Genomic DNA, 19,454 nt, shown 5'->3' with positions numbered 1-19,454 from the left:
TTCGCAGGTGTTACAAGCGGGTTATCTGCTTGTCACTCATTGAAGAAGCCGTTGTACCCAGCTCCGCCGGTTATTCGCCATATAGCGAAATAACATAGCCTGAACCGCTGGCAGTCGGGAAGGACAGCGTATCTCCCGCTAACTCATATTCGACCTGCAAGCCTGTAGACTGATCAGTGACAGATGGTTGGTGATGTGCAAAATAAGGATGCTGAATAACCGCCTTCTGCCCTTTCCTTGAGCGGATTACCGCTTGCTTCAGCATGCCCTGCTCCCACTCCATATCAATTACGAAGCCGCCCCGGGCTGCCAGACCATGCACATGCCCGCTTGGCCAGGCGTCCGGAAGAGCCGGCAGGAGCTGTACCGCATGCAGATGGCTTTGCATCAGCAGCTCGTTGACAGCCGAGACCGCCCCGAAGTTGCCGTCGATCTGAAAAGGCGGGTGGGCGTCGAACAAATTCGCATAGACGCCGCCCTGACTGGCATCCATCGTCACCTCGGACACCGTGGTTACTCTCAAGGCATGGGTCAACAGCCGGTAGGCCCGGTTTCCGTCCAATAGACGCGCCCAGAGATTCATTTTCCAGGCAATGCTCCAGCCGGTCGAGAAGTCGCCCCGCGCATCCAGCGAAACCTTGGCCGCATCCGACAATACGGGATCCAGCGCAGGAGATATCTGCCTGCCGGGGAATAGGCCCATCAGGTGGGACATATGCCGGTGCGAGTTGTCCGGATCATCCTCCGTCATCCTCCACTCCCGCAGCTGCCCCCAGCTGCCGACCTTCACGCCGGGGTCCAGCTTGCTCAGCTTCGTCTCCAGCGATTCCCGGAATGCCGCATCCTCATCCAGCGCCTTGCTTGCCTCAATCGTATTGCTCAGCAGATCCCAGATCAGCTGCTGCGCATAGGCGACGCCATCCTCGTCAGGGCCATGCTCCGGCGACCATTCCATCGGCGCCACCCAGCTGCCGTCCGGAGCGAGGACCAGGCGGTCAAGCCAGAATTCGCAAGCGCTCTTCATGACGGGATAGGCGGTGCGCGCCAGATAATCACGGTCAAGCGTATACCGGTAATGCTCCCACAGCTGCATGCACATCCACGCGTTGGCGGGATTATTCAACCGCCAATCGGAGTAGCCGAAAATGTTCATCTGCGTATAAACGGTCCAGCCCCTTGCGCCCATCGACTGCGCCGTGCTGCGCCATACAGGCTGAACAATGGCCTGATTATAGATAAAGTCCAGGTAAGGCTTGTCCATCTCGGACAGATTCGCGGATTCGGAAGGCCAATAATTCATCTGTACATTAATATTCGTATGGATATCGCTTTGCCATGGCGGCGTGTTGGAGTTATTCCAGATTCCCTGCAGGTTCGCCGGAAGCGGCAGCCCCCGTGAAGAGCTGATCAGCAGATAACGCCCGTACTGGTAATAGAGCACCTCCAATGCGGGATTAAGCTCGCCTGCGGAATATCCGGCCAGCAGCTCGTCTGTCGGAATTTCCGGTTTCTGTTCATTCAGACTGAGCTGAACCCTGCCGAACAGCGCCTGGTAATCGTCCCTATGCCGCTCTAATAGCAGCTCGTACGACTTGGAAGCAGCTTCGTTGATTTTCTTCGTAAGCGCTGTGGATAGTCCCGTTCCCGTATAACTTGGGGAATCGGGGTCATAATCGGTTCCCGCTGCCGCCAGAATCGTAACGGCATTGGCATTGCTTACGATAATACCATTCTCGTCTGAAGCAATGGAACCGCCTTCACTTTGGATGAGAAACTGCGCTTCATAGGTAAGAATCGTTAATTTCCCTGTCAGCTTGGCCCGGTTTCCCGAATAGGCAATAATGCCATCCCGGCTGTCCGCCAGCTTGAAGGTAAAGCTGATTTTGTTCGCTTCGCTGCATGTAAACCGGGCCACAATCACATCATCCGGGCTGCTGCTGAAGTATTCCCGCTCGAACCGCGCTGCTCCGATGCTGTAGCTGACGCGGGACACGGCCTGCGCAAGGTCCAGCTCCCTCCGGTATTCCGCTGCCTCTTTTGCATCCGGGAACGCCAGATAGATATCCCCGAAGTTCTGGTAATTGCCCAATGATTCCGCCGAGCCCGTCCAGAGGGTCTTGTGGTTGAACTGGATATGCTCCCGCTGCGTTCCGCCGAAGATCATCGCCCCCAGCATCCCGTTGCCGATCGGCAGCGCCTGCTGCATCCAATCCTCAGCCGGCTGTCTGTACCACAGGCAAAGCCTGCTATCTGGGGCACCGGATAATTCTCCTGCATGTTCCCCCGGATTGTTGATACGATTTTCCATCATTTTGACCACCTTTCTAATGCCGTTCTTTGGCTCCTGAAGCAGGTTTCTTCATCTTCGTATGATTTGGATAAAAAGCCCTCCCTTGACAAGAGCGGGAGGACTTACGATTTAAAGGATATCATATGGGATGTGATCATGGAAGCAGAGGCTTTATATTGAAACAAAGCCCCCGCTCCGCAAATGAAAGCTTATTTAAATGAAGCGTCATACGCCTTTTGCATGATTTCCAGATAACGGCCAACCTTCAAATCTTCCAGACCTTTGACATAGGAATCCCAGTCTTTGTCCAGATCCTTGTTGCCGGTAATGAACTGAAGCGCGCTCTGATCGACATAGCTCTTGATGTTCGTCTGCAGAATGCTCGCTTCATCCGCATCCGCCGCATCTACCCACAGTGCCCAAATCGGGAAGAGCTCCTTCGGCTCCTTGCCTTCGTACAGCAGCGTCGCATTGTACAGTCTGCGTTCATAACCGTCCGGCGCATAAATATCCGTGCCTTGTACGAAGCTGTCACGGTATTCTTTGGGCTGGTAGAAATGTCCCATGCCGCTCCAGCCCGCATTGGAAGGAGCAGCTCCCTCTACCGCAGGAATCAGCGTAAATTGAGGCTTCACATCCTTGCCCAGCGCCTGCTCGCCTTCCACCGGATCCTTCCAGCCGATGCCCTTCATACCGTTTGATGCATTGGTTTCGCCTTCCGGCGTGAACATGTAATCAACCATCTTGATCAAAGCGATTTGCGCTTCCTTGCTGGCCTTGTTCGTAATGACGAATTTCGCGCCGGATGAAACGCCTCCGCCATCATGAGTCGCATAGGAAGCATGAGGTCCGGTGAGCGGAGGAACCGCATCGTAATCGCTGCCATTTTTATTGCCCGCATCGGTATTCACGAAGATCGCCGGATGCATGGCTGCCGCCGCACCCAGAATTTGCGCGTCTGCATTCTCGCCGATTTTCTTGAGCGTGTCGGCATTTTGCGTAAACGCGCCCGGATCGATCAAGCCCTCGTCGAACAGGGATTTAATATATGCCAGGCCTTCCTTCCACTCCGGCTTGTTAGCCACCGTGTCCACTTTCCCGCTGGCAAGACTCAGGTAATTCCGGTCGTCGTCATAAATGAATCCATTCATCAGATAAGGGATGACGTGAACGCCGAAATCCTCTTTCGATCCGCTAAGCGGCACTTCGTCCGCTTTGCCGTTGCCGTTTGGATCGTTATTTTTAAACGCTTCCAACACTTTTTTGAAATCCTCGGTCGTTTTTGGCGTTTCCAGGTTCAACTGCTTCATCCATTTGCTGTTCAGCCACATCTTGTTGGGATATGAACAGTGAAAGCATTGGGTGAAAGCGACAAGTCCATAAATATTGCCGTCAGGCGCTGTGTTATACGCTTTCAAATCAGGGTATTTTTCCATGGCTGCTTTAATATTAGGCGCATACTGGTCAATCAGATCGTTCAAGGGAATAAGCACGCCCTGTTTGCCATACTTCAGAACATCGCCTTGCGAGAATTGGTCGATGTAAGCCGTCAGCATATACGCTTCCGGATAGTCTCCGCTGGCAAGCGAGATTTGACGTTTTTCTTTGGCACCGTCGTAAGGGATGATCTCCCAGTTGAATTTGGCATTGAATTTCTCTTCAAGAAGTTGCGTAAATTTATTCGTCTTGAGATCCGTGCCCTGCTCCTGCTGGGCAAATAAGCTGATCTCAACCGGTTTAGCGCCCGCTTCCCCTGTTCCCGCTCCGGCTGCGGCATTGGATGCCGTTCCCGTTGTATTATTCTTCTCCGAGCATGCTGCCAGGAACATGCTGACCATCGTGACGATGATGAATAAGCTTACCAATCTCTTTTTCAACTTATTTCCTCCCCTATGAATATGTATCCTGAAAAATACTAAAGGCTCATGATTATGGTTGTTTTGGCTCGGGTTCTATACTACATAAAAATCACCCCTTTCATCAATGGGGATAAGCCCCAGTTATTAACCCTTAACCGAACCCACCAGCATCCCCTGGACGAAAAAGCGCTGCACGAACGGGTAGATGATCAGAACAGGCAGCGTCGCCACGACAATCAACGAATATTTGAGGAGCTCGGCGAGCTGCTGTCTCTCGACCATTTTCATCGCGTCCATGGAGCTTGCGCTGTTGTTCAGCACGATGATGCTTCTGAGGATCAGCTGCAGCGGGAACAGCTCCGCCGATTTGAGGTAAATCAGAGCGTCAAAATAAGCGTTCCATTGACCGACGGCATACATCAGCACGAGTACGGCAATGATCGGCTTGGAGAGCGGGACGACTACACTGCGCATGAAGCGCAGATCGCTGCAGCCGTCGATTTCGCTGGCCTCCACCAGCTCATCCGGAATGGAGGCTTGAAAGAATGACCTGGTAATAATGACCTGCCACACCCAGATGGCGTTCGGAATGAGCAGAGCCCACCGGGAATCGATCATTCCCATTTCTTTTACAACCATGTACGTCGGAATCAAGCCTCCGCTGAAAAGCATCGTGAACGTAATCAGCATCATGAGCACATTGCGCCCGTAGAAGGTTTTGCGCGATAACGGATAGGCAATCATGATGGTCAGCAATACGCTGATCACCGTTCCCGCTAACGTATAAAACAGCGAATTGCCGTAGCCCTGCATGATTTGCGGGGTATGGAACAAGGTCTCGTAACCCTTGAGCGAAAAATCGACGGGCCACAGCCAGACGCGGCCGGATGTGACGGCCGACGGGCTGCTGAACGAGCTGCTTACGATATAGATGAGCGGATATAAGACAATTACCAGCACAAATGCCAATGCGACATAAATCGCTGTCAAAAATATTTTATCGCCTGTTGAATCCCTGATCGCTGTTTTCATAGCCGACATAGCTGCACTCCCTTTTTACCAGATACTGTTGTTGGATACCCGTTTGGCAATCCCGTTGACGACTACCAGCAGAATAAGATTGATGAATGAGTTGAATAAACCGACCGCAGTCGCAAAGCTGTAGTTCGCATTAAGCAGCCCGACCTTATACACATAGGTCGCAATAATTTCCGAAGTGGATGTAGTAAGCGGATTCTGCAGCAGATAGATCTTCTCGAAACCAATCGCCATAATGCTTCCCACATTCAAAATGAGCACAATCGTGATCGTGGGCAGTATCCCGGGCAGATCCACATTCAGTATCTTCTGGAAGCGCGTCGCACCGTCTACCTTGGCCGCCTCGTACAGCACGGGATCAATGCCGGCCAGCGCCGCCAGGTAGATGACGGCCGAGTAACCGGCTGTCTGCCAGATATCGGACCACACATAGATGGAGCGGAACATTCCCGGTTCGCCGAGGAAATTGATGGAATCCATGCCTATGGCGTTCATCGCTATATTGACAAAACCAAGTCGCGGAGCCAGAAACAGCATAATGATGGAGACCATGACAACCGTAGAGATGAAATAAGGCGCGAAGGAAACGAGCTGGACAAGCCGCTTGAACCTTCCGACGCGTATTTCGTTCAGGCCCAGGGCCAGCAGAATGGGAATCGGAAATCCGGCGAGCAATTGATAGCCGCTGATGAGAATCGTGTTCTTGATCAGCGTCCAGAACATCGGATTATCAAAAAACAGTCTGAAATTGTCGAATCCGACCCACGGGCTGCCCCATATGCCCTTCATTACGTTGTATTCCTTGAAGGCAAGAACCGCGTTGAGCATCGGGTAATACTTGAATATAAGGAAGAACAAAGCCGGCGGAAGCACAATCATATACAGCTGCCAATGCTTCTTCAGGCTCTTCCCCGCGGATTCCGCGAAGCCTGCCCTGCCGCTTCGCGGAAGCGTCCTTTGATTGGTTAGTGTGTCCGTATCCAAAACAATACCCCCTAATGTATCGATGCCTTATGAAAGGTGACAGCGCTTTCTACACGACTGATTGTATGTGATTTTTCCGGGCAATGAATAGGTACATCTGGGTCGTTTTGCGTACAGATTTCCTTGTTTCGGGGGTCCATTTGTCCGCAGCAGCGTCCTCTAATCCCTTGTATATCAAGGGGGAACGACATTCAAGCCCTTGTGCGAAGCGGGATTTGGGAGGTGCCGGGCATTCAAGGGAGCAGCAGCGTCAGGAGGATGTACTCGTCTGTCCAATCGTTAGAAAAAAATCCCGGCTGCACGAGGCAGTCGGGATTATCATTCACCGGCAGATTGTCTGTACGAGCTTGGGGAGACTCCCATGACCCGTTTGAACGCTCTGCGGAAGGAATGCGAGCTGTTATAGCCGACACGGGAAGCGATATCGTCGACGGTGTAATCGTTCTTCTTTAAGAGTACGGCAGCATGATCCATCCGCACCTTCTCCAGATGATCCGATAAATTCGTTCCCGTCACATCCTTGAACAGCTGGGAGATGTATTTCTCGGGACGCTCCACCTTCTCGGCAATGCGGTAGAGATTCAGATCCGGGTCCATGTACGTCTTGGCAATGTACAGCGTAATCTGCTCGATGGTTCTGGTGTGGACATCATTCTTCTTGCTTGTGATAACCCCGCACAGGGCTTCCATAATGCCATCGATCTCGCGTGTAACCGGCTCGATCGCTTCCTTGGCCTGAATGCCGATAATCCGGTTCTTGACATTCTCGAATACCTCGGACTCCATGAAGGACTTCTGATCCAGCAGTTTAAGCAGCGTTCCCTTCAATTCCTCGATCAGCTGCTGCTTCATATCGATGGAAAGCTCCCTGTTCTCCACATTCTGCGAGATGACAGAGGCGACAATCCGCCTGGCTTCCTCGATATCCCCGCTGCTGATCGTGCTGATAAGGCGCAGCTCAATATCCAGCGGATAATAATAGGTCGCACTCTCCATCCGGGTATCGCTGAACCACAAAATCCCTTTCCGGTTCATATAGGCCGCATACTCCAGCGCCTGCTTGGCCTGCTCGAAGGAATGGCTGACCTCCATGACGGAAGGAAAGCTATCGCCCAGGGCGACGGTTACGGTAATGCGGTATTCCTGAAGCACGAAGTCCGCAAGCTGTTCCAAAAGCAGCTGGATCTCCGCTCTGCGGCTCTCTTCCCCCGGCTCCTCTTCCCCCGATGTGAAAACTAGCACCATGCGGTCGGAGCCCAGATCCGTCATCTGGATATCGCTGCCGCTGTCTTGCAGAGCCTGCTTGAGCAGCAGCCTCGCGGCGCTGAGCTCGTTCAGGATTTCCACGCTGTCCATGCCGGAGTAGCCGTGAATCTGCAGAATGCCGGCATAGCCGCTGTTCATGCTCAGACCGGTGTCTGCCTGCCCGGCCGCAGCGATAATTTCCTCCCGCGATTGAAATTCGCCGGCGATCAGCCGTTTGAGAAAAGCGTCCCTGACCAGGGGCATCTGGCGGCTCAGCTCGGTCTCCAGACGCTTGTTGTTGATCAGCATATTGGATATATTCCCCTGCAGAAAATCATATTCATTGCGGCCGCCCGGAACTTCATCCTTGCCGAAATTCTCCTTCATGACCCCCAGCAGCCGGTTGATCGGCGCGCTGTTGCGGTAAGAGAGCAGCAGCCCGACCAGCAGCCCGACGACCAGCGCAATGCCGGTGACCCACCAGGTAATAAGCTTGATCTTGTTGGCATTCTCCATCAGAACATGCCGGGGGATTCCCGCCTGATAGACCCAGCCGTTTGTTTTGGAACGGATCGTGACGACCAGATCGTCATCATAGAATTGACTGACCTTGGATTCATCGAACTTGGGATCCGCCGCTAAAGCGTCGATTTCCTGCTCCTTGATCCCTTGTATGCTGATCGTCTGTCCATCCGCATCGCTGATATGAGCCCAGCCGTTATACCGCTCAGTCACGCCCGACAGCAGGCTGTTGATCAGCTTCTGGTCAATGGTAATCACTACGGTCGCCGGCGAAGAGTCGCTGAAGCTGTCCAGTGGCAGCGATTGCATATAGGAGATGACGGAGGTCTGCGCGCCGTTATCCATATAGGAGCGAAGCGGCATGATCTGACTTCGATGCGTTTCCCCGAGCACCGTCTTCTTCCATTCCTCCAGAGACATATCGGTATAATGAGAGGTCTCATAGTAGTATTCCGGCCGAAAATAGGACGAACCCAGCGTCAGGATCGCATTGTAGTTTTTCAGATAAATGAAAAAATGCTGCAGGAAATCATTGGTCTGGCTGACCGCCATCACGTCCCGCATGACCTTCCATACGCCGTATACATTCGTCTTGTCGCCCTTCATATCCTCATTCATCAAGACGTTCAGGTCCTGGTTCAAAGCCAGCTGTCTCGTGTAGCCCTCGACCTCAGCCATTCTGCGCTCCAGAATCTCCTTGCTCTTCTGAAGCTGCATGACGCTGTTATCGATGGATATGGACTGCGTAACATTGATGGAAGTGCGATAGGACATATAGCCGGCAGCACTTGGAATAATCAGAATGACAATATAAGAGATCAGAAATCTGCGAAATATTCTTGAATGCTTAAGCACCAGCCCGCTTTCTCCCTTCCAATAATGACAGCGCATTCAAGTTGACAGCTTGAATGCGCTGAAGTTAGTTCCTTTAATCATAAACGATTTTACGCTTCCATGTTTCTTGTTTTTGTGAACTCAGGATGGCAATTTAAGCCTTTTGCCTATCAGGCCTGCTCTTCCTGCACGAAAGGAATGGTCAGCGGCCCCTGCGGCATCACGGCTACCGTCATCCCCTTGCCGTATTTAGCCGTCAAGCCCTGCAGGGCGGCATCCACGCTGTCCGTCGGGGTCATCATGGCAGCCCGCACATCCTCTTCAGACAGTGTCGAGTATACAATAATATCGGCCCAGACTTGAATGACCGCCTGCTTCTGCACCTGCCATTGATCGAACAGACGGAACTTGGGATCATTAATCATGTCCAGGATCTCCCGGGGCGTTGGACGCATCCGCAGGATATCGGCGTAGTTCCCATGAGACGGAATCCCGTCGGAGCATTCCGCCGCACAGATGATGGTTCCCCCCTGCTTGACGATTTTGTGGGCGGCGCTCATCCCCTTGACCGCCTGGTATAAATTCTGATCCAGCGGATAACCGGAATTGGAGGTGATGACCACGTCGAAGCGCTCCTTGACCGGCACCATCGTGTGCTCCGTCACATAGGCACAGCCTATTGCGTGGGCAGCGAACAGCTCTCCGGCGAACACCGCGGTAATCGCCTTCTCCTTGTTCAACGTAACATTCAGCATAAAATGCGGCGGGCACATCCGGTTTACCTCCGACGTCATTTCCTGCAGCGGATTTTGGACCATATTGCCCCATGTCGACCGGGGATCGCCGATCATTCTCGCGTTATGAAAGGTCATAATCGTTTCGATACCGGCTATTCCCGGCATAATGCCCTTGGGCCCTCCGGAAAATCCGGCAAAAAAGTGCGGCTCTATGAAACCGGTTACAATTCGGAAATCAGCCTCCGCATATTCCTTGTTCAGCCATACCTCACAGCCGAAGGAGCTCGTACCAACATGGGTCAGCTCCTCCTTCTCATGGCAGTGATGATTGATGATCCGAATCCGGTTCACCACATCCTCCCCCAGCATCCGGACAAACTCCTCGCGGGTCTGGTCCCGGTGGGTACCCGTTCCGTTGATAATGACGAACTGCGCCTCCGGTACAAAGGACAGCTCCTCCAGTATCCAGGGAATCAGCTTCTCATTGGGGGTAGGTCTTGTGATGTCGCTGATCACGATGGCAATCCGGTCAGTTGGCCGGACCAGCTCCCGGAGCGGAGGCAGACCTTCCGGTCTGCGCAGCGCCTCCGTCACGGCTCCCTTCTCATCGGCAAGTCCAGCCTGAGCCGCTGGCTCAATAATGACCGCATGGTCCGGGACCTCGATGCTCAATCCGCTTTTGCCGTAAAGCAGCTCCGCTCTCATTTTCTTTCGCCCCCTGAATTATTCATATAATTTATAGAGTGCCTGCGTTCCGCTGTTCTCCTCGCCGGACGCGGCCAGCCGCTCATACAGCGACTTGGCAAGGCTGAGGCCATGCGCCTGCAATCCCATCGCTTCCGCGGATTCCAGGGCGATCCCCATATCCTTGATAAAATGCTTCACATAGAAGCCCGGATCGAAGTCTCCCTTAATCATCCGCGGCGCCAAATTGCTGAGCGACCAGCTGCCTGCCGCTCCGCTTCCGATGCTTTTCAGAACGGTATCGGGATCAAGCCCCGCCTTCTCCGCATAACGGATGGCCTCGGTCACCCCGAGCATGTTGGAGGCAATGGCGATCTGGTTGCACATCTTCGTATGCTGTCCCGAGCCCGCCGGCCCCTGGAACACAATATTCGTGCCGATCGCTGCGAAAATAGGGCTGATGCGCTGGAATACCTCTTCTTCCCCACCGACCATAATGGACAGCCGGGCTTCACGCGCTCCGATATCTCCGCCCGATACGGGGGCATCCAGACTGAAGCACTCCTGCCCGCGTGCAGATTCCTCCAGCCGCTTGGCCAGCTCCGGACTTGAGGTGGTCAAGTCCACCAGCACCGTGCCCGGCTTGGCGTGCTTCAGCAGCCCCTGTTCGCCGTAGTAAACTTCTTCGACATCATGCGGGTAGCCCAGCATGGTCATCACCACATCGGAATGCTGCGCCAATTCCGCCGGATTATCATGCCAACGGGCGCCTTCCTCCAGGATGTCCTCCGCCTTGGACTTGGTCCGGCTGTACACATGCAGCGAATACCCGGCTTTCATTAAATTGCGTACAATGCTTTTCCCCATCACGCCGATCCCGATAAAACCGATGGCTGGCTTAACCTGATTTGAGCTCATTATTATTCCTCCCGCTTATTCGTACTTGGCTTCATTGTAAACAATTCCGTCCCGGCAATAAACAGAAAATATTTGCGCTAGCTTATTTATACCGCTCTCCGGAGGGGATGGCAAGAAGCGGCGATGCCTGTCCGGCATGTTTCAACCGCCATCTTGCACCGCCGCACCGCGCGCTGGCAGCTAGTTCGCAGTGCGAAATAGACGCACGAACGCCGGAGCAATCCCCGCCTCAGCCCGCCATGGATAAACGGGGGATATTCCTTGCAGGATACGCTTCCCGCATTGTCGAAAGGACATAGAACAGATAGGCGTTGGCGGAAGGGAGTGTACAGATGGCTGAATTGACTGAGCTCAAACGGGTGAATATCTATCTGGTGGCAGGCATTCGTACGGCGGAGCCGGTGTTCCGGCCGCTCGCGGATGCGCTGCGCAACCGGTTCGGGCAGGAGAATCTGAATGTGACCATTCGCATTCTGTTTCCGTATGGCGGCGAGCATAACAGCACCATGAAGCAGATCCGGTCGGCGCGCCGGGATGTCCGGCTCTATCCCGAGCAGGTGCAGCAATCTGCCGGGGGACAGCAGGTCAGAACGCTTGTGCGGACGCTTGGCGCACGCGATCCCATTCTGCTTATTGGCTACGGCATCGGAGGAGCCGCGGCCTATCATGCCGCCGAGCTGCTGGAGCAGGATGGGTGCGATATCCGCTTCGTTGCGCAGGTGGGATCGCCAAAGGTGCCGATCGGCAGACATTTTAAGGGGAGAGTCGGCTACATCGTCAAGAAGGGAGCGTGGCTGGAAGGCGATCCCCTGGCCTGGCAGGGCAGCTGGTCCCATGCCAAGTACCGCTTCACCTCGCACCGATACCCCGGCCTGCTGTATAACTCGCAGGAGAAGGGGCGCCGCTATTACGCGCCAGACAATGTAGCCATGCTGGATGTGGAAGGACCATCGCCGAACTATTTCTCCCCCAGAGCGGGGAGAGGCGCCGTATCGAATCTCGCGAAGACGATGAATATGATCTGGAATTGGTTCTATGCCTCTTCTGCCGCCCGCTAGCAGTCCAGTGAAAAAAATCCGGCTGCGCCTGTTCATCACCGGACTTCTGGATTTCGCTAAAACGCCCGGAAGCGAAGCCTGTCAGGGGGCTGCTTTCCGGGCGTTTATTTAAGGCGTTGCAGCGTTAAAGCATCAGGACGGGTATATCCGCTCAATTTGGATTGGACCGTCTTTACAAGCCTACCGGTTTGACCTCCTCCGCGGGCGGCGCGTGGCCGCTTGCGCGCTCCTTGCCGATTGCCATCCCTTTATTATCAGAGCCGCGCGTCCGCAGCTTCCACTTCATCGAGGTATAGGCGGAGAAGCCGAGCATTGTCGCAACCAGGAAGCCCCCGCCGGCGTAGAAAGCGATCGTCAAGCCGAACCACTGGCCGAGCACCCCGAACATGGCGGGACTTAGAATTTGCGAGAAGCGGTTCATGATCAGCCGCAGCCCCATGATTTTGCCGCGGTCGGAATCCTTCGTATCGTTAACCACAATCATAATGCTGACAGGCAGATTGATGCCTACCGCACCGCCCATTACGAGAACTAATATAATCACTCCCGCGATATGAAAACCGGCAATCGGCGTAAACACGACACATACAGCAGCGGTCAAACCGGCGATCAGCAGAATCCGCTCCATATGCGTTCTGGCCATCAGCCAGCCGAGACCGTAGCGCGACAGCATGCCAGCCAGTCCATTGATTGAAATAATGATAGAAATCAGCAGGGTCGTGTAGCCCAGCTCTTTCAGATAAATCGGCATAAAACTCATATACAGCGACTGAATGTACATAATGAGGAACGTTCCGATCAGTCCGAACTGGACGGAGCGGATTTTGGTCAAATGGAAGCCGCTCACATAGCTGTCGGCGATGCCTTTTATCCTGAGCAGCTCTTTGGGATGCGCGGCTCCGTCATAGGACGTATTCCGGTAACCTCTGGCTGCGATCATCAGCACGATGAAGAAGAGAAGAGAGGCGGTGCAAGCCACCCCGAAGGAAAACTTGTAGCCGAACAGGGCATTGGCGAAGAGAGAAGTCAGTCCGCCGCCGATAAGCGGACCTAACATCCCGCCGCCCGACATCCACATGGAGTATTTCTTGATGCTCTCGTTCCGCTCCGTTTTCTCCCCCTCCGATACCAGCACCTGAAAGGAGGAAGCCATGATGATGACGCATGCGCCCATGAAAATCTGCGACAGGCTCAGCATCCACAAGCCCGTAGCCATCATATTGATGAATAGCGATAAAATGAGCAGCACGCTGCCGTATTTGAGCATCCGGATGGGACCGATGGAATCGATGAGCTGGCCAATCGGCATAGCGATGAAGATGGGAAGCAGCGACCGCAGCGTCACCATGAAACCGATCGCTGCGGTCGAGGCGCCAATTTCCTGCGCATAAAGCGTAAAGAACGGCTGCGCCATTCCCGTAATCGTGAAGAAAAGCCCCCCGCCATAGATGCCGAATTTCCGGTAAAACTCAGGAGACAGCATGGCAGGCGACCTCCCGGCGCTGCATATGCCCTTTCAGCTTCGGCTTGGCCGAGGTGCACACATCGGTCGCATGCGGACACCGGGAGCTGAAGGCGCATCCCGACGGCGGATTGGCGGGACTTGGCAGCTCCCCTTTGAGCAGCTCGATGCTTCTGGCTCCTTCAATTTCCGGATCGGGGACCGGCACGGCGGCAAGCAGCGCCTGCGTATACGGATGCGCCGGGCTGACGAATATCTCCTCTGCCGGGCCGTATTCCACAATCTCGCCCAGATACATGACCGCAATCGTATCGGAAATATAGCGGACGGTCGACAGATCATGTGAAATAAATACGAAGCTCAGTCCCATCTCTTCCTTCAAATCGCACAGCAGGTTGATGATCTGTGCGCGTACGGACACGTCGAGCGCCGAGGTCGGTTCATCGGCCACCACGACGGACGGGTTCAGCGAGAGCGCCCTGGCGACGCCGACACGCTGGCGCTGCCCGCCGCTCAGCTGGCTCGGGTATCTGTCGAGATAAGACGGGTCCAGCCCTACCTTCAGAATCAGCTCCCTTACCCGCCGCTTCCGCTCCTCGCGTGTGCCGATCTTGCGGACATGAAGCGGTTCGGCAATAATATCCGCGATTTTCATCTTCGGATTGAAGGAAGAATACGGATCCTGAAACACGATCTGGATGCTGCCGTTCCTGTCGATCCGGCCGCTTGTCGGTTCATCCAGCTGCAGCAGCATGCGGGCGGTCGTGCTTTTGCCGCAGCCGCTTTCCCCCACGATCCCGATGGTCTCGCCGCGCTGCAGCTTGAAGCTGATGCCGTTGACGGCCCGGATTTCCGAATCCTTCTTCCACGGCAGCACCGAGGTTTTGGTGAAATGCTTATGCAAATCGGTTATTTCCAGCATAACATCGGAAGCAGCTGCAGGAGCTGTATCGCCTGGGGCTGCTTCGACGGTCATAGCTCCGCTGACGGGTTCCGCTTCGCCGCGAATGACAGCGTTCATGGATCCGGAATCGGCAGCAGCCGCTGCCGTCGGTGCAGCCGCCTTATCGGCAGGCGCAGGCTTCTCCCCCCTGCTGAGCATGGCGGTGATGCTCTCGTATCCTTCGGTCATAAGCCCTTCCTCCAGCCAGCAGGCTGCTGCCTGCTGGCCCTGACGGGGCATCAATTCCGGCGCATCCAGATAACAGCGCTCCGACGCGGCGGGACAGCGCTCCTTGTAGGAGCAGCCCTTGACGGGAAGCTTCATATCCGGCGGAAAGCCCTGGATTTGGAGAAGCCGCCTCCGCTTCTCGCCGCTGATGCTCGGAATGGTCATCAGCAGGCTTTGGGTATACGGATGCCTGGGCGAGCTGAAAATTTCGCCGACCGTGCCGAATTCGACGATTTTGCCCGCATACATAACCGCGACCTTCTGGGCAAACCGGGCGACAAGTCCAAGATCATGCGTAATAAACATCATCGCGCTGCCGGTCGTTTCCGTCAGCGTCTTCAGCAGCTCGACGATTTGCGCCTGGATCGTCACGTCCAGCGCCGTTGTCGGCTCATCGGCCAATATCAGCTTCGGATTGCAGGAGAGCGCCATCGCAATCATGATCCGCTGCCGCATGCCGCCGCTCATTTCAAAGGGATAGGAGGAAATCCGTTTGGCCGCATCGGGGATTCCCACCCGGCTCAGAAGATCCACCGCATGGCTGCGCGCTTCTTTGGGCCCAAGCTTCAGATGCATGCGGATGGGCATCATCATCTGGTCTTCAATGCGCATGACAGGGTCCAGTGAGGACATCGGGTCCTGGAATACGGTTCCGATAGCGCTGCCTCTAAGCTTGTTGAGCTCCGGCTCGCCTAAGCCGACGAGCTCCCTGCCGTCCAGCTGCACGCTGCCGGACACAAGCTTGCCGGGATAGGAAATGAGTTGAATGAGCGACATGGCCATTGCGCTTTTGCCGGAGCCGCTTTCGCCTACGATCGCCAGCCGTTCTCCGCGCTGAAGCTCGAAGCTGACGCCGTTGACCGCTTTCACGACGCCGGAGTTGGTGAAGAAATGGGTGTGCAGGTCGCGGACCTGCAGCAAGGGCTGAGAAGGTGAAGCCGAAATGTCGCTTGGGCGGTTTAGCGTACCCGCTGCTGCCCCGTTATTCATGGCTGTCAGCTCCTTTTACATGGTTGAAGTCATCACAGCATACCGAATGTAAACAGCTACTTGCGGGCTCTTGGATCAAGCGCTTCGCGAATGCCGTCGGACAGGAAGTGAAGGGAAATGGCGATTAGCAGAATAACGACTCCAGGCAGCGTGGAAATCCACCATGCCTGCTGCAGATACATCTGGCCATCCTTGATTATGTTGCCCAGCGACGGCTCGGGGGGCAGAATACCCAGACCCAGGAAGCTCAGGCTCGCTTCGATCAGAATGGCGTTGGCGGCGGCAATACTGGCGGCGACGAGCAGCGGAGCGATGGTGTTGGGCACAATATGCTTGGCCATCAGCCACAGCTGGGGAGCCTGCACCGTTCGGGCGGCGTCGATGAAGGTCCGGGATTTCAGACTCAGCACGAGCGACCGCTGCAGCCGGATAAAGCGCGGCACGTCAGCCAGCGCAATCGCACAGATGACCGGCACCGTTCCCGCGCCAAGTATCGCAACCAGGCCGATTGCGAGCAGCAGCGACGGGAACGCCAGGAAAATATCGACGACTCCCATAATGATGCGGTCGGCAGCTTTTCCGAAAAATCCGGAAATGGTGCCAAGCACAATGCCGAACACCAGAGCGATCAGCGCGACCGTGAAGCCGACAAGCAGCGATACCTGGATGCCGGACAGCGTACGGCTGAGAACATCCCGGCCCAGCTTGTCGGTGCCGAATGGATGATCCAGCGATGGAGGGTTCAGGCTTACCCGGATATTGCTCACAAGCGGCGCAGGCAGCGGAAGCACCGGCGCCAGAAAGGTCAACAGCAGAATGGGCAGCAGGATGATCATCGCCCATTTGGCATTTTTGTTGACATAGAGAAAGCGCAAATAAGGGAGCTGGATCCAGGTTCGCGGCGGTGCCGCTGCAACCGGCTGCCGGACCGCACTGACTACAGCATCTTGTTCCACGTTTCATCACTCCTAACGTTAACTTCACGGGGTACTTTTTCCGTTTCATTGTGGCTCAAGCCGGCTTTAGAACTGGACGCGCGGATCAACCTTTTTGTAGACCATATCCGTAATGAAATTGATGGCGACAAAGACGAACGCGTAGAATAAAATGACATTTTGCACAAGCGGGTAATCGCGGCTGTTGATGCCGTAAACCAGCAGTGTGCCGATGCCCGGAATGGAGAAAATAAATTCAACGATGACGGTGCCGTTAAGCAGATTGCCGAAGCTCAGTCCGACGACGGTAATGATCGGGAGCATGGCGTTCTTGAGCGCATGGCGGAACACGACCACAATCTCGGACATTCCAAGCGAACGCGCGGTACGGACATAGTCCTCGTTCAGCACTTCAAGCACAGCTGTCCGCGTGATGCGCGCAAGCGTCGCGACCTGGGAAATGGCCAGCACGATAACGGGCAGCGCAATGCGCCTCAGCATAAGCGCCGGATCGTCGAAGGAAACCGCTCCGCTTGCCGGAAGCAGCCCCAGATTAAGAGACAGGAACAGCATCAAGAGAAGAGCCGTCCAGAAGGCCGGCATCAGATCGACGATCATCGCCGTCCAGGTGATGGCGTTATCGAGCGTTTTCCTGCCTTTGTTCGCCAGAAATGCAGCCAGCGTTCCAAGCGGTATGGCCAGCACCACCGCAAGCAGTACCGTCAGTCCCGCAACCATAAGCGTAATCGGCAGCGCCTTGAACATGAGACCCGCAATCGGCAAGGATGTGGTAATCGTGCTGCCAAAGTCGAAGCGGACCACACTGAGAAGATAATCCGTGTACTGCTGCCAGAGGGGGGCGTCAAGCCCCAGCCTCTGGCGGAATTCTTCAAGCGCGGCGCCGGACAGGTTATCGCCGGCCATCGCCGCCGCAGGATCGCCCGGGATCATGCGGATGGCGAAGAATACAAGCGTTACGACGCCAAACATGGTGACAACCAGCTGCAAAATCCGTTTCATCGTATAGCTCAGCATCGCGTTTCACCTCCACTATCGTGCTTTATCAAAAATGGAGTTGCCCGTTATTTGATATCAACGCCGTAGAAATTGACCTGCGCCAGCTTGTTGATGACAATGCCCTCAATGTTCGCCTTGCTCGGCCAATAGACGTTGCTCGCGTATGTCGGCAGGTAGGGCAGGTCGTTCATGACAATCTGCTGCACCTCTTCATACAGCTTCAGCCGTTTCGCCGAATCCGTCTCGGCACGGGCAGCTTCAAGCTTCTGCGTCAGCTCGGGATTGTTGTAACGGGCGCCGTTCAGCCCCTTGGGAGCAATATTGTCGGGATGCAGATAGCTGAACAAAATCGTGTCCGGGTTCACCGCAGGCAGCAGCCGTCCGGATACATCGAAATCCCCGCTGTTGCGCTTCTCGTTGTAGGTCGGCGTGTCGACCAGATCAAATTCCAGATTGATGCCGACGGCCTTGAGGTATTCCTGCTCCAGCTGCATCTGCTCGGTAACCCCTGTCGCCGAAGTGCCGTCCTGCTTGATCGTAAAGCCATCCGGGTAACCGGCTTCCGCCAGCAGCTGCTTGGCTTTCTCCGGGTCATAGCTGTACTGCGTCGCGTTCTCGCTGTAGCCCTCCATCCAGTCCAGCAGGATGCTCTTGGCTCCCTTCTGCAGCCGGGGGGATACGCCTTCAGAGATAGCATCGAAGTCAACGGCATAGGCCCAGGCCTGACGGACCTTCAGGTTGGAGAGAATGGGATTGTCAAGATTGAAGACTTTCAATGAAACCGCATAATTGTCCACATGATTCAATTTGAAGCCGGCTTTCTCCAGAATATCCAGATTCTCCTCGCGGTTGGCGCGCATAATGACATCGATCTCGCCGTTCTGAAGCGCGATGTTGGCTGTCGCTTCATCCTTGATGATGCTGAAGATAATTTTCTGAATCGGCGCCAGGCCCTGATAATAGCCTTCATGGCGGACGAGGATGATTTCCGAGCTTGGATCGATTTTCTCCACTTCGAACGGCCCAGTTCCGACCGGATTCCATTTGACCTGATCGCCGAATTTCTCGATGGCTTCCTTCTTCACGATCTGTCCCTGATGGTAGTTCGCCACCTGATGCAGGAAGTTGCCGTCCGGCGTTTTGAGCTTGATTACAACGGTGTATTCATCAGGCGCTTCGATGCTGTCCACGTTATTGAACTCGGCAGCGTATGGCGAAGCGGTGGCCGGATCGAGAATCCGGTTGTACGAATACAGCACGTCGGCGGAGGTGAATTCCCCATAGTCCTTCTGCCACTGCACACCCTGCCGCAGCTTGAAGGTCCAGACTTGGTTGCCTTCGGTCTCCCACGATTCCGCGAGATCCGGTATGATTTCCCCGGTATCGGACGCGTAGCTGGTCAGCCCGCTGAAAATATTAAAGGCGATGTTCTCGTTCTCGATGCGGAAAATATTGGCCGGATCAAATCCCGCGGGATCATCGTAGAACCGGACCTTGAGCACCTTGGGCTGACCGGCTGCCGCCGAGGCGGTATCGGCATTCCCGCTTGCTTCATTCCCCGCAGCGGCGGCATCGGCGGGCGGCGCATTGTCCGCAGATGGATTTGCGCTGTTGGAGCAAGCAGATAACAGAAGTACAAAAGCGATCCAAATGCCGAGATTCAGCTTCCATTGTCTTTTCATATGGTTTCTCCCCCTGTGATCATACATT

General features: G+C 54.9%; 13 protein-coding genes. 1 reads left to right on the top strand and 12 read right to left on the bottom strand.

From position 1 onward, the window contains the following. Positions 1–70 precede the first annotated feature (70 nt). The 7 genes from AC0YOA_RS18290 to AC0YOA_RS18260 form a co-directional block, all read right to left on the bottom strand. A complete protein-coding gene (locus AC0YOA_RS18290; RefSeq protein ID WP_475787791.1) occupies positions 71–2,311 on the bottom strand; it encodes a glycoside hydrolase family 95 protein in 2,241 nt (746 codons plus the stop codon). 188 nt (positions 2,312–2,499) lie between these two features. Continuing rightward, the gene (locus AC0YOA_RS18285) at positions 2,500–4,167 is read right to left on the bottom strand and encodes a type 2 periplasmic-binding domain-containing protein (protein WP_475787790.1); all 1,668 of its coding nucleotides are present in this window, start codon (positions 4,165–4,167) and stop codon (positions 2,500–2,502) included. Between the two features lie 126 nt (positions 4,168–4,293). Further along, complete coding sequence (locus AC0YOA_RS18280) at positions 4,294–5,190, bottom strand: carbohydrate ABC transporter permease (protein WP_475787789.1); 897 nt, start codon at positions 5,188–5,190, stop codon at positions 4,294–4,296. Between the two features lie 15 nt (positions 5,191–5,205). Beyond that, a complete protein-coding gene (locus tag AC0YOA_RS18275) occupies positions 5,206–6,066 on the bottom strand; it encodes an ABC transporter permease (RefSeq protein WP_475787978.1) in 861 nt (286 codons plus the stop codon). 423 nt (positions 6,067–6,489) lie between these two features. Beyond that, entirely contained in the window at positions 6,490–8,793 is a 2,304-nt protein-coding gene (locus AC0YOA_RS18270) for a helix-turn-helix domain-containing protein (RefSeq protein ID WP_475787788.1), read from the bottom strand. 149 nt (positions 8,794–8,942) lie between these two features. Continuing rightward, positions 8,943–10,214: a nickel-dependent lactate racemase gene (gene larA / locus AC0YOA_RS18265; RefSeq protein ID WP_475787787.1), complete on the bottom strand. Its 1,272-nt coding sequence runs from the start codon at positions 10,212–10,214 to the stop codon at positions 8,943–8,945. Positions 10,215–10,232: 18 nt separating this feature from the next. After that, complete coding sequence (locus tag AC0YOA_RS18260) at positions 10,233–11,111, bottom strand: NAD(P)-dependent oxidoreductase (protein WP_475787786.1); 879 nt, start codon at positions 11,109–11,111, stop codon at positions 10,233–10,235. A gap of 332 nt (positions 11,112–11,443) precedes the next feature. On the opposite strand from AC0YOA_RS18260, the gene AC0YOA_RS18255 reads away from it, so the two are divergent. Further along, positions 11,444–12,169 (top strand): hypothetical protein, encoded by a 726-nt coding sequence (locus AC0YOA_RS18255; RefSeq protein ID WP_475787785.1) that lies wholly within the window; start codon positions 11,444–11,446, stop codon positions 12,167–12,169. A 172-nt stretch (positions 12,170–12,341) separates the two neighbouring features. Here the strand turns inward: AC0YOA_RS18255 and AC0YOA_RS18250 are convergent, their stop codons facing one another. The 5 genes from AC0YOA_RS18250 to AC0YOA_RS18230 all read right to left on the bottom strand — a co-directional run bounded on the left by AC0YOA_RS18250 (position 12,342) and on the right by AC0YOA_RS18230 (position 19,426). Further along, positions 12,342–13,652: an MFS transporter gene (locus AC0YOA_RS18250; RefSeq protein ID WP_475787784.1), complete on the bottom strand. Its 1,311-nt coding sequence runs from the start codon at positions 13,650–13,652 to the stop codon at positions 12,342–12,344. Next, positions 13,639–15,792, bottom strand: a complete 2,154-nt coding sequence (locus AC0YOA_RS18245; RefSeq protein ID WP_475787783.1) for a dipeptide ABC transporter ATP-binding protein — start codon at positions 15,790–15,792, stop codon at positions 13,639–13,641. Before AC0YOA_RS18245 ends, AC0YOA_RS18250 begins: the two co-directional genes overlap by 14 nt. A 56-nt stretch (positions 15,793–15,848) precedes the next feature. After that, positions 15,849–16,748, bottom strand: a complete 900-nt coding sequence (locus AC0YOA_RS18240) for an ABC transporter permease (protein ID WP_475787782.1) — start codon at positions 16,746–16,748, stop codon at positions 15,849–15,851. Between the two features lie 66 nt (positions 16,749–16,814). Further along, positions 16,815–17,762: an ABC transporter permease gene (locus tag AC0YOA_RS18235; protein WP_210044728.1), complete on the bottom strand. Its 948-nt coding sequence runs from the start codon at positions 17,760–17,762 to the stop codon at positions 16,815–16,817. A 47-nt stretch (positions 17,763–17,809) separates the two neighbouring features. Next, the gene (locus AC0YOA_RS18230) at positions 17,810–19,426 is read right to left on the bottom strand and encodes an ABC transporter substrate-binding protein (RefSeq protein ID WP_475787781.1); all 1,617 of its coding nucleotides are present in this window, start codon (positions 19,424–19,426) and stop codon (positions 17,810–17,812) included. Between the last annotated feature and the right edge of the window lie 28 nt (positions 19,427–19,454).

It is taken from the genome of Paenibacillus sp. JT22N12, from assembly GCF_056269365.1.
Note: the sequence above shows the minus strand (reverse complement) of the source record. Positions and strands in the feature narration are given on the sequence as shown.

Coding starts and splice junctions, on each gene's coding strand:
- AC0YOA_RS18260 (WP_475787786.1), bottom strand. CDS start 11,111: ATGAGCTCAAATCAGGTTAAGCCAGCCATCGGTTTTATCGGGATCGGC.
- AC0YOA_RS18275 (WP_475787978.1), bottom strand. CDS start 6,066: ATGATTGTGCTTCCGCCGGCTTTGTTCTTCCTTATATTCAAGTATTAC.
- AC0YOA_RS18290 (WP_475787791.1), bottom strand. CDS start 2,311: ATGATGGAAAATCGTATCAACAATCCGGGGGAACATGCAGGAGAATTA.
- larA (WP_475787787.1), bottom strand. CDS start 10,214: ATGAGAGCGGAGCTGCTTTACGGCAAAAGCGGATTGAGCATCGAGGTC.
- AC0YOA_RS18250 (WP_475787784.1), bottom strand. CDS start 13,652: ATGCTGTCTCCTGAGTTTTACCGGAAATTCGGCATCTATGGCGGGGGG.
- AC0YOA_RS18230 (WP_475787781.1), bottom strand. CDS start 19,426: ATGAAAAGACAATGGAAGCTGAATCTCGGCATTTGGATCGCTTTTGTA.
- AC0YOA_RS18245 (WP_475787783.1), bottom strand. CDS start 15,792: ATGAATAACGGGGCAGCAGCGGGTACGCTAAACCGCCCAAGCGACATT.
- AC0YOA_RS18280 (WP_475787789.1), bottom strand. CDS start 5,190: ATGTCGGCTATGAAAACAGCGATCAGGGATTCAACAGGCGATAAAATA.
- AC0YOA_RS18255 (WP_475787785.1), top strand. CDS start 11,444: ATGGCTGAATTGACTGAGCTCAAACGGGTGAATATCTATCTGGTGGCA.
- AC0YOA_RS18235 (WP_210044728.1), bottom strand. CDS start 17,762: ATGCTGAGCTATACGATGAAACGGATTTTGCAGCTGGTTGTCACCATG.